At 44.1% G+C, this 20,079-nt stretch carries 15 protein-coding genes; 5 read left to right on the top strand and 10 right to left on the bottom strand.

What is annotated here, in order from left to right:
- Position 1 precedes the first annotated feature (1 nt).
- The 8 genes from fliG to gyrA all read right to left on the bottom strand — a co-directional run bounded on the left by fliG (position 2) and on the right by gyrA (position 11,617).
- Positions 2-1,030, bottom strand: coding sequence for a flagellar motor switch protein FliG (fliG, locus tag ABUE30_RS08465; protein ID WP_408623314.1), 1,029 nt, complete (start codon positions 1,028-1,030; stop codon positions 2-4).
- Entirely contained in the window at positions 1,020-2,735 is a 1,716-nt protein-coding gene (fliF, locus tag ABUE30_RS08460; protein ID WP_408623569.1) for a flagellar basal-body MS-ring/collar protein FliF, read from the bottom strand. The genes fliG and fliF overlap by 11 nt, the downstream gene beginning before the upstream one ends.
- Before the next feature lie 46 nt (positions 2,736-2,781).
- Positions 2,782-3,147, bottom strand: coding sequence for a flagellar hook-basal body complex protein FliE (fliE, locus tag ABUE30_RS08455; protein WP_408623313.1), 366 nt, complete (start codon positions 3,145-3,147; stop codon positions 2,782-2,784).
- 178 nt (positions 3,148-3,325) lie between these two features.
- Positions 3,326-3,823, bottom strand: a complete 498-nt coding sequence (locus ABUE30_RS08450) for a cupin domain-containing protein (RefSeq protein WP_408623312.1) — start codon at positions 3,821-3,823, stop codon at positions 3,326-3,328.
- A 94-nt stretch (positions 3,824-3,917) separates the two neighbouring features.
- The gene (locus tag ABUE30_RS08445) at positions 3,918-6,086 is read right to left on the bottom strand and encodes an EAL domain-containing protein (protein WP_408623311.1); all 2,169 of its coding nucleotides are present in this window, start codon (positions 6,084-6,086) and stop codon (positions 3,918-3,920) included.
- 172 nt (positions 6,087-6,258) lie between these two features.
- Positions 6,259-7,548, bottom strand: coding sequence for a 3-phosphoshikimate 1-carboxyvinyltransferase (gene aroA / locus ABUE30_RS08440; protein ID WP_408623310.1), 1,290 nt, complete (start codon positions 7,546-7,548; stop codon positions 6,259-6,261).
- Between the two features lie 57 nt (positions 7,549-7,605).
- Complete coding sequence (gene serC, locus ABUE30_RS08435; protein ID WP_408623309.1) at positions 7,606-8,691, bottom strand: 3-phosphoserine/phosphohydroxythreonine transaminase; 1,086 nt, start codon at positions 8,689-8,691, stop codon at positions 7,606-7,608.
- Positions 8,692-8,887: 196 nt separating this feature from the next.
- Complete coding sequence (gyrA, locus tag ABUE30_RS08430; protein WP_408623308.1) at positions 8,888-11,617, bottom strand: DNA topoisomerase (ATP-hydrolyzing) subunit A; 2,730 nt, start codon at positions 11,615-11,617, stop codon at positions 8,888-8,890.
- Between the two features lie 243 nt (positions 11,618-11,860).
- Here gyrA and ubiG point away from each other — a divergent pair, with 243 nt between their 5' ends.
- The 4 genes from ubiG to yfaE all read left to right on the top strand — a co-directional run bounded on the left by ubiG (position 11,861) and on the right by yfaE (position 16,626).
- Positions 11,861-12,574, top strand: a complete 714-nt coding sequence (gene ubiG, locus ABUE30_RS08425; protein ID WP_408623307.1) for a bifunctional 2-polyprenyl-6-hydroxyphenol methylase/3-demethylubiquinol 3-O-methyltransferase UbiG — start codon at positions 11,861-11,863, stop codon at positions 12,572-12,574.
- A gap of 356 nt (positions 12,575-12,930) precedes the next feature.
- Positions 12,931-15,204, top strand: coding sequence for a class 1a ribonucleoside-diphosphate reductase subunit alpha (gene nrdA, locus ABUE30_RS08420; RefSeq protein WP_408623306.1), 2,274 nt, complete (start codon positions 12,931-12,933; stop codon positions 15,202-15,204).
- A gap of 16 nt (positions 15,205-15,220) precedes the next feature.
- On the top strand, positions 15,221-16,351 hold the full coding sequence (gene nrdB, locus ABUE30_RS08415; protein ID WP_408623305.1) for a class Ia ribonucleoside-diphosphate reductase subunit beta: 1,131 nt from the start codon (positions 15,221-15,223) through the stop codon (positions 16,349-16,351).
- Entirely contained in the window at positions 16,351-16,626 is a 276-nt protein-coding gene (yfaE, locus tag ABUE30_RS08410) for a class I ribonucleotide reductase maintenance protein YfaE (protein WP_408623304.1), read from the top strand. Before nrdB ends, yfaE begins: the two co-directional genes overlap by 1 nt.
- A 33-nt stretch (positions 16,627-16,659) precedes the next feature.
- Here yfaE and ABUE30_RS08405 read toward each other — a convergent pair whose 3' ends face one another.
- The gene (locus ABUE30_RS08405; RefSeq protein ID WP_408623303.1) at positions 16,660-18,195 is read right to left on the bottom strand and encodes a methyl-accepting chemotaxis protein; all 1,536 of its coding nucleotides are present in this window, start codon (positions 18,193-18,195) and stop codon (positions 16,660-16,662) included.
- Between the two features lie 519 nt (positions 18,196-18,714).
- Here ABUE30_RS08405 and ABUE30_RS08400 point away from each other — a divergent pair.
- Positions 18,715-19,071 (top strand): DUF3802 family protein, encoded by a 357-nt coding sequence (locus ABUE30_RS08400; RefSeq protein ID WP_408623302.1) that lies wholly within the window; start codon positions 18,715-18,717, stop codon positions 19,069-19,071.
- On the opposite strand, the gene ABUE30_RS08395 is transcribed toward ABUE30_RS08400, so the two are convergent.
- Entirely contained in the window at positions 19,065-20,012 is a 948-nt protein-coding gene (locus ABUE30_RS08395; protein WP_408623301.1) for a LysR family transcriptional regulator, read from the bottom strand. The genes ABUE30_RS08400 and ABUE30_RS08395 overlap by 7 nt on opposite strands.
- Between the last annotated feature and the right edge of the window lie 67 nt (positions 20,013-20,079).

Raw genomic sequence — 20,079 nt, 5'->3', positions numbered from 1 at the left:
CTTATAAGAACTCCTCACCGCCACCAGCACCACTGAGCATCAACTCACCCGCATCAGAAAGTCGCCGTGCAGTTGATAAAATCTCTTTTTGCGCCGCTTCAACTTCACTCACCCGTACAGGCCCCATCGCTTCAAGATCGTCTTGAAGCATTTCAGCGGCACGTTTGGACATGTTACGCAGCAATTTCTCTTTAAGCTGGTCGTCGGTTCCTTTCATTGCTTTGAGCAGAACATCTTGCTGAATATCACGCAGCAATGTTTGAATACCCCGGTCGTCGACATCGATGAGGTTTTCGAAGACAAACATTAAATCTTGGATCTGCTGCGCCATCTCTTCGTCGCTTTCGCGAATGGAGTCCATCAACATACCTTCCATATTGGTATCCAGATAGTTCATAATATTGGCCGCTGCTTTTAAGCCGCCCATCTTGGCTGCTTGAGCACCCGCTTGACCGGCAAACTGTTTTTCCATGATCTCATTGAGCTCAGTTAATGCCGCTGGTTGCACCTCTTCCAGATTAGCAATACGCATCATCAAGTCTAAACGCACTCGCTCAGGAAACTGAGATAAAATTTCCGCTGATTGCTCGGACTCCAGGTATGACAATACAATGGTTTGAATTTGAGGATGTTCGTTTTGAATAATATTAGCGACTTGACGTGCATCCATCCATTTGAGCGAGTCTAGTCCTTTAGAACCACTGCCCATAATGATCTGATCGACCAAATTCGCCGCTTTATCTTCTCCTAATGCAGCATTTAACGCATTACGGACAAAGTCTTGGCTACCAATCCCAATATTCGTATATTTTTGAATATCTTCGATAAAACGCTGATGCACGGCGACCACACGGTCATGGCTAAAATCTTCCATCGAAGCCATCGCCATCCCTAATCGCTGCACCTGTTTGGGCTCAAGGTGGCGGAAAATTGTCGCCGCATCTTCTTCATTAAGACTCAACATTAAAATAGCGGCCATATCGGTGCCACTCGTATTACTCAGATCGAATTTTTTGTCTTCATCTGCCATCGTTAATCACCCAATCTTTAATGACCATCGCAGCCAAGTCGGGCTCATTTGAAACTAACGCCCGAACAGCTTTAAGAATATCTTCATCGCGATGCATATCTGGTAATGTTAGACGACCATTATGAATACCGAAATCAGCACCGTTAATATCTGAAGAAAGTAATTCAGCATCATCACTTGTATCGTATGCCGACATGGCTGTTTCCAGATCTGTATCATCAGTATGCTCTTGATCACTATTACTAAGTAGGCGATTCAGCATAGGACGCACGACTGCCAGAATTAATACGACCAAAACCAACACCGCACCAGCAATTCGCATCGCCCGCCAAAACCAATCTTGCTCCCAAATTGGGAGAGATTGATCACTGACAACGGCTGGGCGAGTAAACGGCATACTCACTACATCTAAATTATCCCCGCGACTGACATCAAAACCAATTCCCCCTTGTAATAACTGACGGATATCGGCTATTTCCTGAGGACTGCGCGCCACACGAGTTACCTTGCCATCAGCGCCAGTCTTGGAGGTATAGTCAACTGCCACTGACACACTCAAACGTCGCACAACGCCAACTTGTTGACGGGTATGACTAACCGTTGTATCTAGTTCATAGTTACGGGTTTCTTCTTTATGGCTACGACCATTGACTGTAGTTTGGCTTGCTTGCGCGTCTTTGGCCGTCTCAGGGATATTCGATTTGGCCGGCGGTTGATTAGACAAAGCCCCAGGAATACCCAATGGATTTTGGCCTGAACTATTATCTTGGACAGTCATTTCGCTACGAATCGCTGGCAAATCTGGGTTATAACTTTTTTGCGTTTGCTCAACAGCGGTAAAATCCATGGTAACATCGACTTGCGCGGTATAATTGCCCACGCCAAGAACAGGAATTAAAATCGAATCAATTTTATTTTTATATTGTTGTTCACGGTTTCGTTCAACCTGAAACTCATAGCGGCTTTGCAATGCTGCAGGGCTTGCGCTGCCAGAATTCAGCAATTGACCATTTTGATCGGTTACAGTGACTCGTGAAGGTGTCAAATTTTGCACGGCAGAGGCAACCATATCAACAATCGAATCAACCTCGTTTTGTCGAAGTCCCAAATTCACATTTTTAAGGGTGATGACAACCGTTGCTGAAGGTTTTTGCGAGTCTCTGGCAAACACACTATAACGCGGAATGGCAAGCAATACCTTAGCACTAGAAATAGCTTGAATTTGTTCAATAGCGCTCTCTAATTGCCTTTCCCGACTCAATTTTAAACGTTCTTGTTCTAATCTCTGGCTAACACCAAAGCTCATATCTTTAAGCAAGATATCATCGCCATCGGATTGTGCTGTTGTTGGACTGACGCCACCGCGTAACATTTTTAAGCGAATCGCTTGATATTGGTCAGCGCGCACAAACACCGTTTTATCTTCAACTTTGTAAACAATGCTATTTTGATCAAAGAAATCTAATGTCTTGACTAGCTGTGGTGCAGTGTATGTCCCAATCGGCCGCATCTCTGGTTGCTTAGCCCAAACCAGCAAAAAGACAGCTAACGCCAAACAGATTGCTAGCGCCAAGATCATAATAATCTGACGTAGAACATCGCCATTTTGTAAAAATCCTAATCGTGAACTGCTTTGCTGTTCATTCTCATCAAGATCAACCGATGCATTATCTGGCCCTGTCAACAGAGCGGTGTCATCATTCATTGGGATATCTGTTCCTTCGCCAGCCACAAACGTTTCCTCTCATCAATTAGATCGGCATTGCCATAACCTGTTTATAGGCTTCGACCACTTTATTGCGCACTTCAATCGTGGCATCCAATGCAATCGAGGATTTTTGAGCAGCGATCATCACATCCGACAAACTGACATTTTTATCTCCTAGATCAAATTGAGTCCGTAAATCATTGGTCTGACCTTGTAGCGAATTCACATGGTTAATCGCATCAGATAACAGCTGCCCGAAATTACCACTTGCAGCGTTACCTTGACTCGCTCCTTGAGCGGGAGAAATGCCAATTTTATCGGCCTGAATCGCTTGTTGCGGCGATAAACCGCTGGCTTGTTGAGACATTGAATTCATTTGTTGAATAAGGGGAGCTGCATCCAATTTCATCATTTTATCCTTCCTGCCAAAATCCTGACAATTTCATTCTTAAGAAGAATAAAGCAATAGTTGGGCCATCTTTTAAGATTTATAAATTCATTTATAATCAAATGGTTACTATATGAAATTGAATATTCCAGATATTGAATTGCTCTTATTGTTTTAAAAACCAGTTGGTTAGTCGTCTTTAAGGTTCGTTGTCCCAATAATCGACATTCTCAATCAGACTATTGATAGCGCGAAATGAACTGCCGTTATGGGTTGATTTAGCAAGATATTTATTTGAATCGGGATACTCACAGATTTCCGGACTATCCGTGGTACTAATGGAAATGTAACGAAGTAACTGATCAGAGGTGTTAATGATCTGATGGGGATACTGCCCACCAGCGGGAATACAAATCACATCGCCTTCTTTTATCGGACGCATCTGATCTGCAATACGCAGAGTTCCGCTACCATTTAGAATAATAAACATCTCTTCTTGCGCATGATGAAAATGATAAGGGACAGCTCGTTTCCCAGGCGGAATACAATCAACCGAAGCCCCTAGTTTGTCAGCCTGAGTTGCTCTGGTTAGTGATGCGCCCATTGACTCATAAAGCGCTGCACGCTGCACATGATCGAGTTCAATGTCATTGAAATTGTTGATGACAAACAACTGTTCAACGTTGCTATCAGCCATACTATTCGCTCCCTGAGTCGTCACCATGGATTATCTTATTGATAATGCAAATCAACTGAATCTCATTCAGTTTTAGGTTAATTTTAAACGCGTATCAAGCTAGCTGGTAAATCAGTTCATTGGCTGCCGGCTTAAGATATTGCTCGATAAAATCAGCACCACCCATCGGCTTGGCAAAATGATAACCTTGCACATACTGACACCCGAGCTCCTCAGCAAGCTTAGCTTGACCTGCACCTTCCACCCCTTCAATCAATATTCGATGACCAAAGCTCTTACCGATGGTCACAATAGCCCGAACAATTTGTTGATCAGCCTTTCCATGTTCTAATCCTGCGGTAAATGCTTGATCAATTTTAATATGAGTGACGGGTAGATGTTTTAAATAGGCCATCGAGCTATAACCCGTACCAAAGTCATCAATAGCAATATCAAATCCACAGCTACGAAGTCGCTCAATGCTCTGTTTGGCTTGCTCTGGAGAACTCATAATAGAAGACTCGGTGATCTCCAAACAAATATAGTGCGGATCAACTTTCCATTTTTCTGTTAACTCCATAACCCACAGCTCGCAGAGACCACGAGAAACAGAGACAGCTGAAAAATTCACGGACAAACGAAAATCTTTGGGTAAATGCGACTGCCACCCTGCAAGCATTTCAATCGCTCGTTCAAAGACCCAATGATCAAGGCGTGCTATTAATCCCGTTTGTTCAGCCAGAGGAATAAATTCACCAGGTGAAATCATATTGCCATCTTGATCACGCCAGCGCACCAGCACTTCAGCGCCCACTAAGCGTCTATCGGCTAAAGTAAACTGCGGCTGAAAATACAAGAACAACTGTTCGCTATCAATGGCCCGGCGCAAACGAGCTTCAAGACTTAGACGTGCTTTTGAATCCGCTTGTTGATTAGGTAGATATTGGCAAACACGATGTTGCTTATCGATCGCATGATTAAGTGCTAAATAGGCTTGACTGAGTAGCGCTTCACCATAGAGTAAATCCACTTTTTCTTGGACATTTGTCCATCCAACATGGCTGCGCAAACGAATTTTTAAGCCGTCAAGCTTCAACCAACCACGACAAAGCGCAGCAATACGCTGAGCGATATCACTGCCTTGAAGCGGTGGCGTTAACATAGGATATAGCAACACAAAATAGTGATCACGCCAATGGTACAACTCACCTTTTGGAAAAGCCTCTAACAATTTTTTGCGGCAACGCTGCGCAAACGCACGGCGCATATGATTGCCGACCGCAAGTCCAAAGCTTTCATAAATCTCTGATTGTCTTGAAAAATCGAACATGAACACCCCAAAAGGATCCAAACTTGTTAACCATTCATCAAGTTGTTGACGCAATTCAAGATCCTGAGGCAATCCAGTAATACTGCTATTCCGATATTGTCGATAGTGTTCAAATCGCAGCCGCAAACGATAATAGCGCGTGAGTAATAGCACCAATGCGCCAGCGAGAACTAATGATAAAAAGGCTGGTGTTAATATTTCCCAATGCCATACAGATGAGTGCCCTTGTGCTGCAGACTGATTCACCAAAGAGTTTTCTTGAAAGCTGTTATTGATTTGCTGATTAATGAGCGGAAGTAAGCTTGCCGCTGGCGAAGCCACTCGCGCTGCCAAATAATAACGTTGCCACAATGTCAATGGCCGCAGTTCTAGCGACGCACCTTGCTCTGGCAATTGATAGATTTGATGATTGGTTAGCAATAATCCATCAACCTGATTAGATTGCAACAGACTCATCGCTTTTAGCCACGAGTTGACTGGAACAATATGCTGGCGTAGTTGAGAAGATTGCCGATAAATTTGTGGCAATTGCCGAGCTGCCAACGTTAAATTTCCAGCGTTCACCACGCGGCTATTGGAAAGATGTCCGGGAACAGAAGCGAGCATCCAACGTTCTTGATACAACCCTCGAGTCACTTGCCAATCTTTATGTGTCTGGTTGGTAAGCCACAAATCAATTTTCTGATTGGTTAGCGCCTTCCGCCCCTGTTTTCGAGAGGTAAATGGTATCCAAGTGAGGGAAAAATTCTGTTGCAGGGCTTGTTTGATATGTTGGATCAAAAATCCTTGCGCTTGCTGGCCGTCACGATAGCTCATTGGTGGATCATTACTTAAAAAACCAATGCGCACAGAAGGATGACTCAACGTCACAGCATCTCGTGAGAATGCTGGTTTGACCAAGGCAAACACAATAATACCTAAAGTAGCCAAATATATCGCGCGAAAACGATTCAAAAGATTCCATTTCTACTTGGATGAATTGATCGTATCCTACCAAAAAAGCATTCTGTTAAGTAGTCGATAATTCAATTAATTTCAAGGTTAATCATACTGTGATAATGTTAAATTAATAATAAATCCACTAAGTAATACAAGTTGAGTGGATTTATATTCTTATCAATAGGATTTAATCGTTAGTAATTCTAGCGAACTGCTGAAAATAGTCAGGGAAAGTCTTCGAAGTGCAGCCAGGATCGTTAATCGTCACAGCCGTGCCAGTTAAAGCAACCAATGAAAAACACATCGCAATACGATGATCATTATATGTATTGATTGCCGCATGTTGTAGTTTCGTAACAGGGGTAACTAGCAGATAATCCTGTCCTTCTTCAACAACTGCCCCTAATTTACGTAGTTCGCAGGCCATCGCTGCGAGTCGATCAGTCTCCTTGACGCGCCAATTATAGACATTGCGAATAGCTGTTGTACCTTGAGCCACTAAGGCTACCGTAGCAAGTGTCATTGCGGCATCAGGAATGGCATTCAAATCCAAATCAACCGCTTGCAAAGGTTTCACGTGACGAGCTCGAATATAGTCATCGCCCCATTCAATATCAGCTCCCATTTGGGCTAATACATCAGCAAAGACAACATCACCTTGCATCGATAACCGACCAACACCTTGCACCGTCACATCACCTTTCATCGCGCCAGCCGCTAAAAAATAGGACGCTGAAGAGGCATCACCTTCAACCAAAAATTGTCCTGGGCTTTGATATCCTATACCCGTGGGAACAACAAAACGTTGATAGTCATGATTCTCAACGTCAACCCCGAAACGTGCCATCATTTTAAGCGTTATATCAATATAAGGCTTAGAAACAAGCTCACCGTTGATCTCGATAGTTGTAGGCCGGGCGGCTAACGGGGCGGCCATTAAAAATGCGGTTAAAAATTGACTGGATACAGAGCCATCGATGGTTACCGTGCCGCCGCTTAAACCACTGCCAATGATTTTAACAGGCGGGTAGCCGTCATTTTTAAGGTAGTCAATCTGCGCGCCACTCTGGCGCAACGCATCCACTAATGGACCGATTGGACGCTCTTCCATCCGCGGTTCACCAGTCAGTTGATACATGCCTTGTGTTAAGGTTAACGCCGCGCATAGTGGTCGCATCGCGGTGCCTGCGTTACCTAAAAATAACTTCACGCACTCAGATCCACCTCGAAGTGGCCCAGCTAAGCCATCAATATCACAGCAGGTTTTATCCGCACTCAAGCGCACACTCACCCCTACCTGCTGGAGTGCCGCTAGCATATGCCGAATATCATCACTGTCGAGTAGGTTCGTCAGGGTCGTGGTCCCTTTCGCCATTGCGGCGAGTAGCAACGCACGGTTGGAAATACTCTTTGACCCTGGTAGATGCACAACACCTGTTACAGAGTCAATCGGCTGCAAGGTCAATTGCTCGCTCATTCAATCCTCAACATCTTATCTAATTGGATAAGGCTCACAGATGTGAGCCCTCTATTTTTAACCGTGATGTTTTTCAAATTCACGCATAAATTCAACAAGAGTTTGCACGCCGCTCATTGGCATCGCATTGTAAATGCTGGCACGCATTCCCCCCATCACTCGATGCCCTTTCAGCGTCATCAGGCCATGTTCTGCAGCCTCAGATAAAAAGACTTCATTTAAGGTCTCATCTGCTAAGAAAAACGGGACATTCATTTTGGAGCGATATGCTATATCCACTTGATTTTTATAAAAATCACTATTGTCGATACACTCATAAAGTAATTTAGCTTTATCACTATTTAATTTAGCCAGGGCACTTAACCCGCCTTGCGCTTTGGCCCATTTGAAAACTAAACCAGAGAGGTACCAAGCATAGGTCGGCGGTGTATTAAACATTGAATCATGCTTCGCCGTCACAGCATAATTGAGGATACTCGGGGTGTGAGCCATAGCTCGGTCGAGCAAATCATCACGCACGATCACTAACGTTAACCCAGATGGCCCAATATTTTTCTGTGCCCCAGCATAAATAACACCAAAACGATTTACATCGAGAGGCTCTGACAAAATAGTCGAAGAAAAATCACCGACTAAAGGGATATCCACATGCGGAATTTGATGGACGGCAATGCCTTCAATTGTTTCATTCGGACAATAATGCAAATAAGCAGAATCTTGACTGTAACGCCATTCATTCACTGGGCGCACTGACACGTTGCCGTCATCATCACGCAGTAACGCATCAAAAATGTCAGCTGAAGCAAATTTTTCACCTTCAGTTACCGCTGAACGTGACCAGTGCCCAGTGGTAACATAACTGGCCAGTTTTTTATCGCCCAGTAAATTCATCGGAACACCAGCAAACTGACCCCGACCGCCACCATGACAAAACAGGACTTTGTAATTATCGGGAATAGTGAGTAAGTCCCGAAGATCCTGTTCAGCTTCTTTAGCCATTGCAACATAGTCACTGCTACGATGACTAATCTCCATCACTGAAACACCAAGGCCATGCCAATTAGTAAACTCCTGTTGTGCTTTTGCCATGACTTCGGCTGGTAGCATCGCCGGACCTGAACAAAAATTATAAACTTGCTTCATGTCTTGTTCCTTCGTTAACCGCATAAGTTCTTATTAGAATTGAAGATATCTTTACCGCACCGAAGCGGTTAGGACCATTCATCAAATGGTTTGCCCTAAGAAATGGTCAATCGAGAAAATGTCGCGACTCTTGCAGAGTATGTTCGCTTAGCGCTACAAATAAATCGAGCGGCGCGAAGCCGCTCGATTTTATCGTTTATTCACCGTCTGGCAGCTCATCTGCCGGAGGTGGAACAACAATCGCGTCATCTAGAGGACTATCTTGCTCATCTTCTTCGACTTCGTCAATACGCTGTAGTGCAACAACTTGTTCACCATCAGCGGTTCGAATCAAGCGAACGCCTTGCGTATTACGACCCACCCGAGAGACATCACTCGCGCGAATGCGCACCAATGTTCCGCCATTGGTAATCAGCATCACCTGATCACCTTTAGCCACCAGTTGTTTGCCAGTTTCAGGATCACTTTGATCGCTATCCACTTTCACTTGAACTGCACCAACCACTGCACCGTTTCGCTCGTTGACTTTTATCGAAACAACCCCTTTGGTTGCGCGACCTTTAGTTGGATATTCGCTTTGAGCTGTGCGTTTACCATAACCATTCGCGGTTGCCGTTAAGATATCGGCATTTTCCTGAGGAATAATCAATGAGACAACTTTTTGTCCGTGCTCTAAATTAATCCCTCGCACACCTGCCGCGGTACGTCCCATCGAGCGAACGCCTTTGAATGTCACTTGCGCCTGGCCATCCTCATCTAATACTGGCTGACCATCCTCATCTAATACTGGGAACTCTTCAGCTTCTTTAAAGCGAACAACTTTACCCGCGTCAGAAAAGAGCATGATCTCGTTGCTACCATCTGTTAATGCGACACCAATCAGGGCATCATCATCATTCAGATTGATCGCTTTAATCCCGCTAGATAGAGGGCGTTTAAAGGCTGACAGCGCCGTTTTCTTCACTGTCCCTGCCGCGGTAGCAAAGAAGATAAACTTGTCTTCTTCATATTCACGCACTGGCAAAATAGCCGTTACACGCTCATTGCCATCCAATGGCAACAGGTTAACAATCGGTTTACCACGAGCTTGTCGACTCGCCTGAGGGAGTTGGTAAACTTTGAGCCAATAGACCTTGCCTACACTCGAGAAACACAACACTGTATCATGGGTATTAGCAATCAATAATTGGTCAATGAAATCTTCATCTTTCATCCGCGTGGCCGCTTTACCTTTACCACCACGGTGCTGCGCTTCATAGTCGGTCAGCGGTTGATATTTCACATAACCACTATTGGATAAAGTGACAACCACATCTTCTTCATTAATCAGATCTTCGATGCTCAAATCAGCACTATTCGCATTTATTTGAGTTTTCCGTTCATCCCCAAATTGTTCACGAATTTCAATAAACTCATCACGAATAACTTCCATCAACCGTGTTGGATTACTTAAAATAAATAACAATTCTGCAATCTGATCGAGCAGATTTTTGTACTCTTCTAAGATCTTGTCATGTTCAAGGCCCGTTAAACGATGCAGACGCAAGTCCAAAATCGCTTGTGCCTGAACATCCGTTAAATGATATAGTCCATCACACACACCAAACTGAACATCTAGCCCTTCAGGACGCGCAGCTCCGTCGTCACCGGCACGTTCAAGCATCGCGGCAACAACCCCAAGTTCCCAACCCTGTGCAATCAATGCAGCTTTCGCTTCCGCGGCAGTTGGTGACTGACGAATCAAGGTGATAATTTCGTCAATATTAGCAAGCGCAATAGCCAGCCCTTCCAATACATGGGCCCGGTCACGTGCTTTACGAAGTTCATAGACAGTTCTGCGAGTCACCACTTCACGGCGATGACGAATAAAACAGTCGATCATATCCCGTAAGTTAAACAGACGCGGCTGACAATGATCCAGCGCCACCATATTCATACCGAACGACACTTGCATCTGTGTCAAAGAATACAGGTTGTTTAAAACTACTTCACCAACGGCATCCCGTTTGAGCTCGATAACAATGCGCATTCCATCTTTATCGGATTCATCACGTAATGCGGAAATACCTTCAAGTTTTTTGTCTTTAACTAATTCAGCGATCTTTTCAATCAAGCGCGCTTTATTCACCTGATAGGGAATCTCATGGACAATAATGGTTTCACGGCCATGCGAGTCAACATCAATATCCGCGCGAGCACGGATAGAGACCTTCCCTCGACCGGTGCGATAAGCCTGAATAATTCCCGCGCGACCATTAATAATCCCCGAGGTCGGAAAATCAGGGCCAGGGATATACTCCATTAACTGATCGACATCAATATCAGGATTGTCAATCATCGCCAAGCAGCCGTTGACGACCTCAGTTAAATTGTGTGGTGGGATGTTCGTTGCCATCCCAACAGCAATACCGGAAGATCCATTGACTAATAAGTTTGGGATACGAGTCGGCAGAACTTCAGGGATCTGCTCGGTATCATCGTAGTTAGGAACAAAGTCGACCGTTTCTTTATCAAGATCAGCTAATAATGAATGAGCAATTTTCGCCATTCGGATCTCGGTATAACGCATCGCCGCAGCGGAGTCGCCATCGACTGATCCGAAGTTCCCCTGACCATCCACCAAGGTATAGCGCAATGAAAAAGGCTGAGCCATTCGAACAATGGTGTCGTATACAGCCGTGTCCCCATGAGGATGATATTTACCAATCACATCACCAACGACACGGGCCGATTTTTTATATGATTTATTCCAATCGTTACCCAGTACGCTCATCGCGAACAATACGCGTCGATGTACTGGCTTCAAGCCGTCACGGACATCTGGTAATGCCCGGCCGACAATTACGCTCATGGCATAATCGAGATAAGAGGTTTTTAGCTCATCTTCGATATTTACCGGCGTAATCTCTTTGGCAAGATCGCTCATAGAAGAAAGAATCCCTATTTTTTAACGCTTATCTGCAACACTGCAGCGAAGAGCGAATTTTACCACAAACTCGATACTGCCGGAAAACAAAACACGGCATATTGTTACACCAAGGCGAGAATCCAGCTTAACCTGGATAAAATTTAACCAACCTTGTTACGAAGATGTAATTGTAAGAAAAAATTCGTCAACGGTTTCATGGAACTTTATACTAGAGCTATTCCTCATCGCATAAGAGATATCATGACTCAAGAGAATGTTGACCACCGCGAAATCGAAAAATTTGCCGCTCAGGCTCCCCAGTGGTGGGATAAAGATGGTGATTTCAAGACATTACATCAGATCAACCCTCTTCGATTAGAGTTTATTGAAAGCCACAGCCAAGGGCTATTTGAAAAACAAGTATTAGATGTCGGCTGTGGGGGCGGGATTTTATCTGAGAGTATGGCGCTGCGCGGAGCGACGGTTACCGGGCTTGATATGGGTCAAGCACAGATTGATGTTGCTAAATTACATGCGCTTGAATCACAACTATCTATCAACTATCAAGTCGCGTCGGCTGAATCGTTTGCACAGAACCATGCCCAATCATTCGATGTTATTACTTGTATGGAGATGCTCGAACATGTTCCTGAGCCAGCTCAAGTACTAAATGCCCTTTATCATATGCTCAAACCAGGCGGCCAACTATTTTTATCCACAGTTAATCGCACGGTTAAATCATATGCACTGATGATTATCGCGGCCGAGAAGTTACTGCGATTATTACCCAACGGCACCCATCAACATGAGAAGTTTATTAAACCATCAGAACTACTGGGGTGGTGCGATGTTATCGGTTTACAAACACAGCATCTAGTCGGTGTAAAAGTCTGGCCGTTTATTGATAGTTATACCCTCAGCCCAGATGTGTCCGTCAACTATATGGTTCATCTGACCAAGCCGCTCATCGCATAGATTGATGTCATTGATATCGATGCTGGCCGAGACGTGCGCGCAGCTAATATAGGTTAATTTCTGCTGAACTTGTATAAAGCTCAAACGATCCAAAATGATTGCAATTTGGCAACAAATTTCTTTCATTTTTTTTCTTGTACGGCTGTTTGCAAAAAGAGATAACGTCACACAAGGGAGACTAAGTCAGTAACCACTAACACACATCTTTTATCCACAGTCTATCCCCTACTCCATACCTTGCATATTTGAAAGAAACTCACTATCTTGTATTACTTCCATCAATGAACACTACATATAGTGTTCATTGCTTGTGCAAGCATTCCGTTTTCTTATTCCCAACAAGGTGGTTTACAACTATGAATACCAATCTTCTGGTAACCAAACGCAGCGGTATTAAGGAGCCTATTAACCTCGATAAAATACATCGTGTTATTACCTGGGCTGCTGAAGGCCTTGATAACGTGTCGGTGTCACAGGTTGAGCTGCGTTCACACATCCAGTTTTATGATGGCATTCGTACTGATGATATCCACGAAACGATCATCAAAGCCGCAGCTGATTTAATTAGCACAGAGAGCCCTGACTACCAATATCTGGCCGCACGATTAGCTATTTTTCATCTGCGCAAACAAGCATATGGTCAGTTTGAGCCACCCAAACTATATGATCATGTGAAAAAACAATGTGAATTAGGCCACTATGATAGCCATTTGCTGAGTGACTATAGCGCCGAAGAATTTGCACAGATGGATGAGATAATTGACCACTGGCGTGATATGAATTTTTCCTATGCCGCGGTCAAACAGCTAGAAGGCAAGTATTTAGTACAAAACCGAGTGACGGGTGAAATTTTCGAAAGTGCGCAATTTTTATATATTCTGGTCGCAGCCAGCTTGTTCTCGCACTATGACAAAACACAGCGGATGAGTTACATCAAACGTTTCTATGATGCGATATCGACATTCAAAATTTCATTACCAACGCCTATCATGTCAGGGGTGCGTACGCCTACGCGCCAGTTTAGCTCATGCGTATTAATTGAGTGTGATGATAGCCTCGAGTCAATCAATGCCACCGCATCAAGCATTGTCACCTATGTATCACAACGTGCAGGAATCGGCATCAATGCAGGTCGAATTCGGGCGTTGGGCAGCACCATTCGAAATGGTGAAGCATTCCATACGGGATGTATTCCTTTTTATAAACATTTCCAAACCGCCGTCAAATGTTGCTCTCAGGGCGGTGTGCGCGGCGGCGCGGCGACGTTGTTCTACCCATTTTGGCATCTTGAAGTCGAGTCATTATTGGTCCTCAAAAATAACCGAGGGGTCGAAGAAAACCGTGTTCGCCATATTGACTATGGGGTGCAAATCAATAAGTTGATGTACCAGCGTTTGATTAAAGGTGAAAACTTATCGCTGTTTTCACCGAGCGATGTCCCTGGACTGTATGATGCGTTTTTCGCCGATCAAGAACAATTTGAGCGTTTGTATACTCAATATGAGCAAGATACATCGATTCGTCGTAAAACGATCAAGGCCTCTGAGCTATTTTCATTGCTAATGCAAGAGCGCGCATCAACAGGGCGGATCTATATTCAAAATGTCGATCATTGTAATACACACAGCCCATTTGATCCCAAACAAGCACCGGTTCGTCAATCAAACCTGTGTTTAGAAATTGCCCTGCCGACCAAACCAATGCGGCATGTTAATGATGATGATGGTGAGATTGCTCTGTGTACGCTATCCGCTTTTAACTTAGGGGCCATTGAAAATCTCGATGAGTTTGAAGAATTAGCTGATTTGGCAGTGCGAGCTCTCGATAGCTTACTTGATTATCAAGACTACCCGCTACCGGCAGCGAAAAAAGGCAGTATGAATCGTCGTACGTTAGGCATCGGCGTGATTAACTACGCCTACTACCTGGCCAAACATGGGGTCCGCTACTCAGATGGCAGTGCCAATACATTAACTCACAAAACCTTTGAAGCCATGCAATATTGGTTACTCAAAGCATCGCTTAATCTAGCGAAAGAACGCGGTGCGTGCCCAGCATTTAGTGAGACCACTTACGCCCAAGGGATTTTACCCATTGATACCTATAAGCGTGATTTAGACAGCATTTGCCAAGAACAGCTGCACTACGATTGGGAAACACTACGTGAAGAGATCAAAACGCATGGTCTTCGTAACTCAACATTATCAGCATTGATGCCATCAGAAACATCAAGCCAAATCTCCAATGCCACCAACGGCATTGAACCCCCCCGAGGCTATGTCAGTGTTAAAGCCAGTAAAGATGGGATCCTTAAACAAGTTGTTCCGGATTTAATCAATCTCAAAGGGCAGTATGAGTTACTATGGGATCTCCCATCAAATGACGGTTACTTACATTTGGTGGGCATTATGCAGAAATTTATCGATCAATCTATTTCGGCTAATACCAACTATGACCCGTCTCGCTTTGAGGGGAACCGAGTTCCTATGAAAGTTTTATTAAAAGACTTGCTCACCGCATACAAATTCGGTGTCAAAACGCTTTACTATCACAACACTCGTGACGGCGCAGCCGATGAACAACAAGATATCAGCGACGATGATTGTGCCGGTGGGGCATGTAAGATTTAAGCTAGGATAACACCCAATGAGCTATTCTATTTTTCCACAGCATCAGTTAGATGCGACTAAACAAAATATGTTTTTTGGCGAGCCCGTCAACGTGGCTCGCTACGATCAACAGCGTCACCCTATTTTTGAGCGTTTGATAGAGAAGCAACTCTCATTTTTCTGGCGCCCTGAAGAGGTGGATGTCTCGCGAGATCGCATCGATTTTCAAAAATTGCCAGCTCACGAACAGCATATTTTTCTAAGCAACCTGAAGTATCAAACGCTACTAGATAGTATCCAAGGCCGCTCACCCAACGTAGCCTTGTTACCACTGGTCTCGATTCCAGAATTAGAAACATGGATCGAAACATGGTCGTTCAGTGAAACCATTCATTCGCGCTCTTATACCCATATTATTCGCAATGTGGTTAAAGATCCGGGCGTTGTTTTCGATGACATTATGGTGAATAGGCGGATCTTAGAGCGTGCTGAAGACATTGCTTGTTACTATGATGACCTGATTGAAAGCACCCAACGCTATAATCTCTATGGTGAAGGCACCCATGTGCTGCAAGGAAAGTCGGTTACTGTGAGCCTACGGGCTTTGAAGAAAAAACTCTATCTTTGCCTAATGGCTGTCAATGCGCTGGAAGCGATCCGCTTTTATGTCAGTTTTGCTTGCTCTTTTGCCTTTGCCGAACGCGAATTAATGGAAGGTAATGCTAAAATCATCCGCTTAATTGCGCGGGATGAAGCGCTCCATTTGACCGGTACGCAGCACATGCTCAATTTAATGCGTGACGGCAAAGATGACCCCGAAATGGCAGAGATTGCCAAAGAGTGTCAGGATGACTCATTTGCCCTGTTTAAAAAAGCAGCGGAACAAGAGAAAGCTTGGGCAGAATATCTATTCCAAGATGGGTCGATGATCGGTCTTAACAAAGATATTCTCTGTCAGTATGTGGAATACATCAGTAATATTCGGATGCAAGCATTAGGTTTACCAAACATCTTTTCAACCAAATCGAACCCTATTCCATGGATTAATACTTGGCTGGTCTCCGATAATGTGCAAGTTGCTCCACAAGAGGCCGAAATTAGCTCTTATTTAGTCGGTCAAATTGACTCATCGCTCGACAATGATGATTTAGGTGACTTCGAGCTTTAATGGCTACTTTAAAAATTAATCAACGAACAATCGCTGTGCGCTGCGGCCAATCATTGTTGGAAGCAGCGGAACAGGTTGGAATCAATGTGGAATATCAATGTCGAAACGGCTTTTGCGGCGCTTGTCGCAAGCGCCTGACGAGTGGCAAAGTTAACTACCCTACGCCACCACTCGCATACTGTGATGAAAATGAAGTGCTGCTATGCTGTGCCTATCTTGATGAACACGACGAAGCAAGCATCAGCTTAATTGAGCAGACAGAAAAGTTGCCTTAAGCCAATACCGTATTTCACCTCCCAGTTTGATCGCTAATCACCAAAGGTCATCGCTAAAGCCGCTAATTTATCAGAACGTTCATCTACATCATTACTAATCTGATCCACACGCTCAATTTGCGCCAAATTGATCTCAGCAGATTGGTTAATATTGGAAATGTTACGATTCACCTCTTTGGCAACGACATTTTGTTGCTCTGCAGCGGTCGATATTTGCGCCGCCAAATCCGAGATTTGACGGACTCGCTCCGCCACAACGCGCACAGCTTCATCGGTATCTTGTGTGTAACTGACACAACCAGTTGCCGATGACTGACTCTGGCGCATCTTTTGCGTCCATGATTGCACCATGTGTTTCATCTGCTGAATTGACACTTCAATTTGCTCGGTGGCTTTGTGGGTTCGTTGCGATAGCGCTCTGACCTCATCAGCCACCACAGCAAAGCCACGCCCTTGATCACCGGCACGCGCCGCCTCAATGGCTGCATTTAAGGCTAGCAAGTTCGTCTGATCAGCAATGCCTTGGATCTCTTGCATGATATGACTGATACTTTCTGTCTCACGGGTGAGTTCATCGGCCGCTTCAGCCGATCGTGATACCTCATCAGCTAACGCTTGGATCTGCGTTGAAGCTTTGCTCATCCCTTCGCTTGCATCGGTACATAATTGATTGACGAGATCGACCTGTACGGTGGTATTTTGCGTATTGTCAGCAATATCATGGATGGTTTGTACCATCTCTTCCATTGCAGTGGACACTTGATGCATTTCTTGATTTTGATCAGAAACAGCCTCTCGAGCCTGCCCAACCGTTCTAAGTAAAGTTTGACTTGCTTGATGAAGTGGCCGAGCACTGTCTAACACGCGGCCAATAGCCGTACGCAATCTTCCTTTATAAATCAACGTATGAAATTCACTAATACTTTGAACCGTGTTACCACAATAAACCCAGCGTGATGGGCTATCATAACGTTCTCGCAATCCACGAAAATATCGAGGTAAAGTGACCAATTCTGGGAAATAAACTACAAATGGTAAAACAATCTCACCGATCGCAAATAAATAATGCTCAGCAGCGGCAACTAGAAAACCAATGGAGAATAAAACAAATAGAATATGTCGAAAAATTGCACCTTCATACCACTTTTCAATAGAACGATTATGATTGAGTTTATCGTAGACAGTTTCAGCTTGGTGACGATATTCGGGAAGTAACTGCGTGCGAACAGACTGATAACCCACCAGCTGCTTATTTTCGTAGATCGGTGTGACAAATGCATCCACCCAGTAGTAACGACCGTCTTTGCAACGATTTTTTACAGCGCCTCGCCAATGCCGCCCATCTTTTAACTTTTCCCATAGATCTTTAAATGCCGCTTTAGGCATATCTGGATGGCGAACAAGATTATGGTTTTTACCAACCAATTCTTCATAACTATAACCGGCTACTCGGCAAAATGCGTCATTGGCATAGGTAATTACACCACGCAAATCTGTCGTTGAAACTAGTTCCTCATCGTCACTGAAACTAACTTCTTCATCGATAACGGTTTGACTTGTACGTCCCATATCTACCCGCCTCACTTATGTTCATCCATCATTAAAGTAACTGCGACCAATTTTTTCTAGTTACAATTTTTTCTAGTTAAGAGTTTAGACAGTTATTCTCTAATCGTCTGCTTTTGTTTAAATTAATAATCATTAGAGCATATGACGCCGTACTCACACAATTGCGACTCATCTCATTAAGCCTAGCCCACTGCGTTGAAATCCAAACTACGCACAAAGACCCTAAAAACGATCGAAGATACGTCAGGGATCTATTTGAAAATATAGCAACTATTTGTCATAAAAAAGGTTCTGTAGATCACTCTATATCCATTAGACTAGTCATTAAGGGTTGGGCAATCTACTGACACATGATTGTGGTAAGCACTGAGAATCGAATAGGGATCGTAAACTATCGCTTAGCTGCAACACGGCTATCATGTTTCATCGATGGATGTACAATAGGCCATTATGTAAATTAAGGTTACTTCAGTATAATGAACGACAAAGCGCTCAAAGACATTAATGAGGAGCATGAGCATGGTTACCAACGGCGAAGGATATAATCAACTTATTCAATACCTAACAGAAAATCTGTCAGTATTTGAACAAGCTGGTCCTGCCCATGTTGAAATTTCTACTGGTGAATACACAACCGATAAAGTCGCCCAAAGCGTCATGGCGGTTTGTCAGCAACATCCGCAATTAAGCAGTGAATCTCGCTTTTGCATCATCCGAGAAAGCGACTCAGTCGTCAATGATCTACAAGAGGTCTTATCAAGCGTTTGGAACACACACCCCTCTTTGCAGCAGTGTGAGTTTTTAGATGAATTTATCAGCTTGATTAAAAACCTCTTCGACTCTGCGATTTATACCATCAACGCCGCCAATCATTGACGCATAGGAAAAATATCGGACTGAGTCTCAGGGGCTTTGATACCCGTTAAAGACTCAAAACAGCTTTGCTGAGCAATTTGCATAAACGCCCGCAAATGGCTGGCGTTTTGCTCTTCTTCACGCATGGCTAAATAAAGATTTTGCCACAATAGACCATCCCCAAGATGCCGTGCGACAACATAACCTTTTTGTACATATTCATGCAGTGCCCAGTTTGGCAGCACAGCCACACCTAAACCACTCGCGACCAGTTGCATCATCATCATGGTCATATCCACCTGTCGAATCGCTCTAGGTTGAACACCTGCCGGTTGCAAAAACAAATTAAATAGATCCAACCGCTGACTTTCAACCGGATAGCTTATGAGCGTTTGCGTCGCAAAATCTTCAGGCTCAATTTTATCTTTGCTTGCCAATGGATGTTCTGGTGCCACAGCCAGCATCGGCTGATAAGCGAACAATGCTTGATAACAAATTCCAACTTCAGGTAGCGGATCTGAGGTCACCACCAAATCAAGCTTTCCTTGGGCAAGTTCAGGCAGTGGCTCAAAACTAAATCCCGATGAAAAATCAAGCGCCACATCAGGCCACAAGCCTCGATAGATATCAATTGCCGGCATCAACCAATTAAAACAGCTATGGCATTCAATCGCTAAATGTAACCGCCCAGATTGCCCTGAAACCAACCGAGTTAAATCGCGTTCAGCGTGTTCAAATTCAGGCAATACGCAATCCGCTAGCTCCAACAACCGCAAGCCTGCAATCGTAAAACGCAGCGGCTTGCTTTTACGAATAAATAGCTGAGCCCCGATCTGCTGCTCTAATGATTTCAGCTGATGAGACAAGGCCGATTGGGTTAAACATAACCGCGTAGCAGCATCAACTAAGGTTTCAGATTCTCTTAAATAACGTAACGTCTTTAAATGCTTAAGTTCTATCATTGAATCAAAAATCCTTATGGATACATTATTTTATGCTAAATATATCGAATAATTATATAACTATGCT

The sequence above is a fragment of the Celerinatantimonas yamalensis genome, from assembly GCF_046054155.1.
Taxonomy (GTDB): Bacteria; Pseudomonadota; Gammaproteobacteria; order Enterobacterales; family Celerinatantimonadaceae; genus Celerinatantimonas; species Celerinatantimonas yamalensis.
The sequence above is the reverse complement of the archived record's forward strand: the minus strand, read 5'-3'. Positions and strand labels throughout refer to the sequence as shown.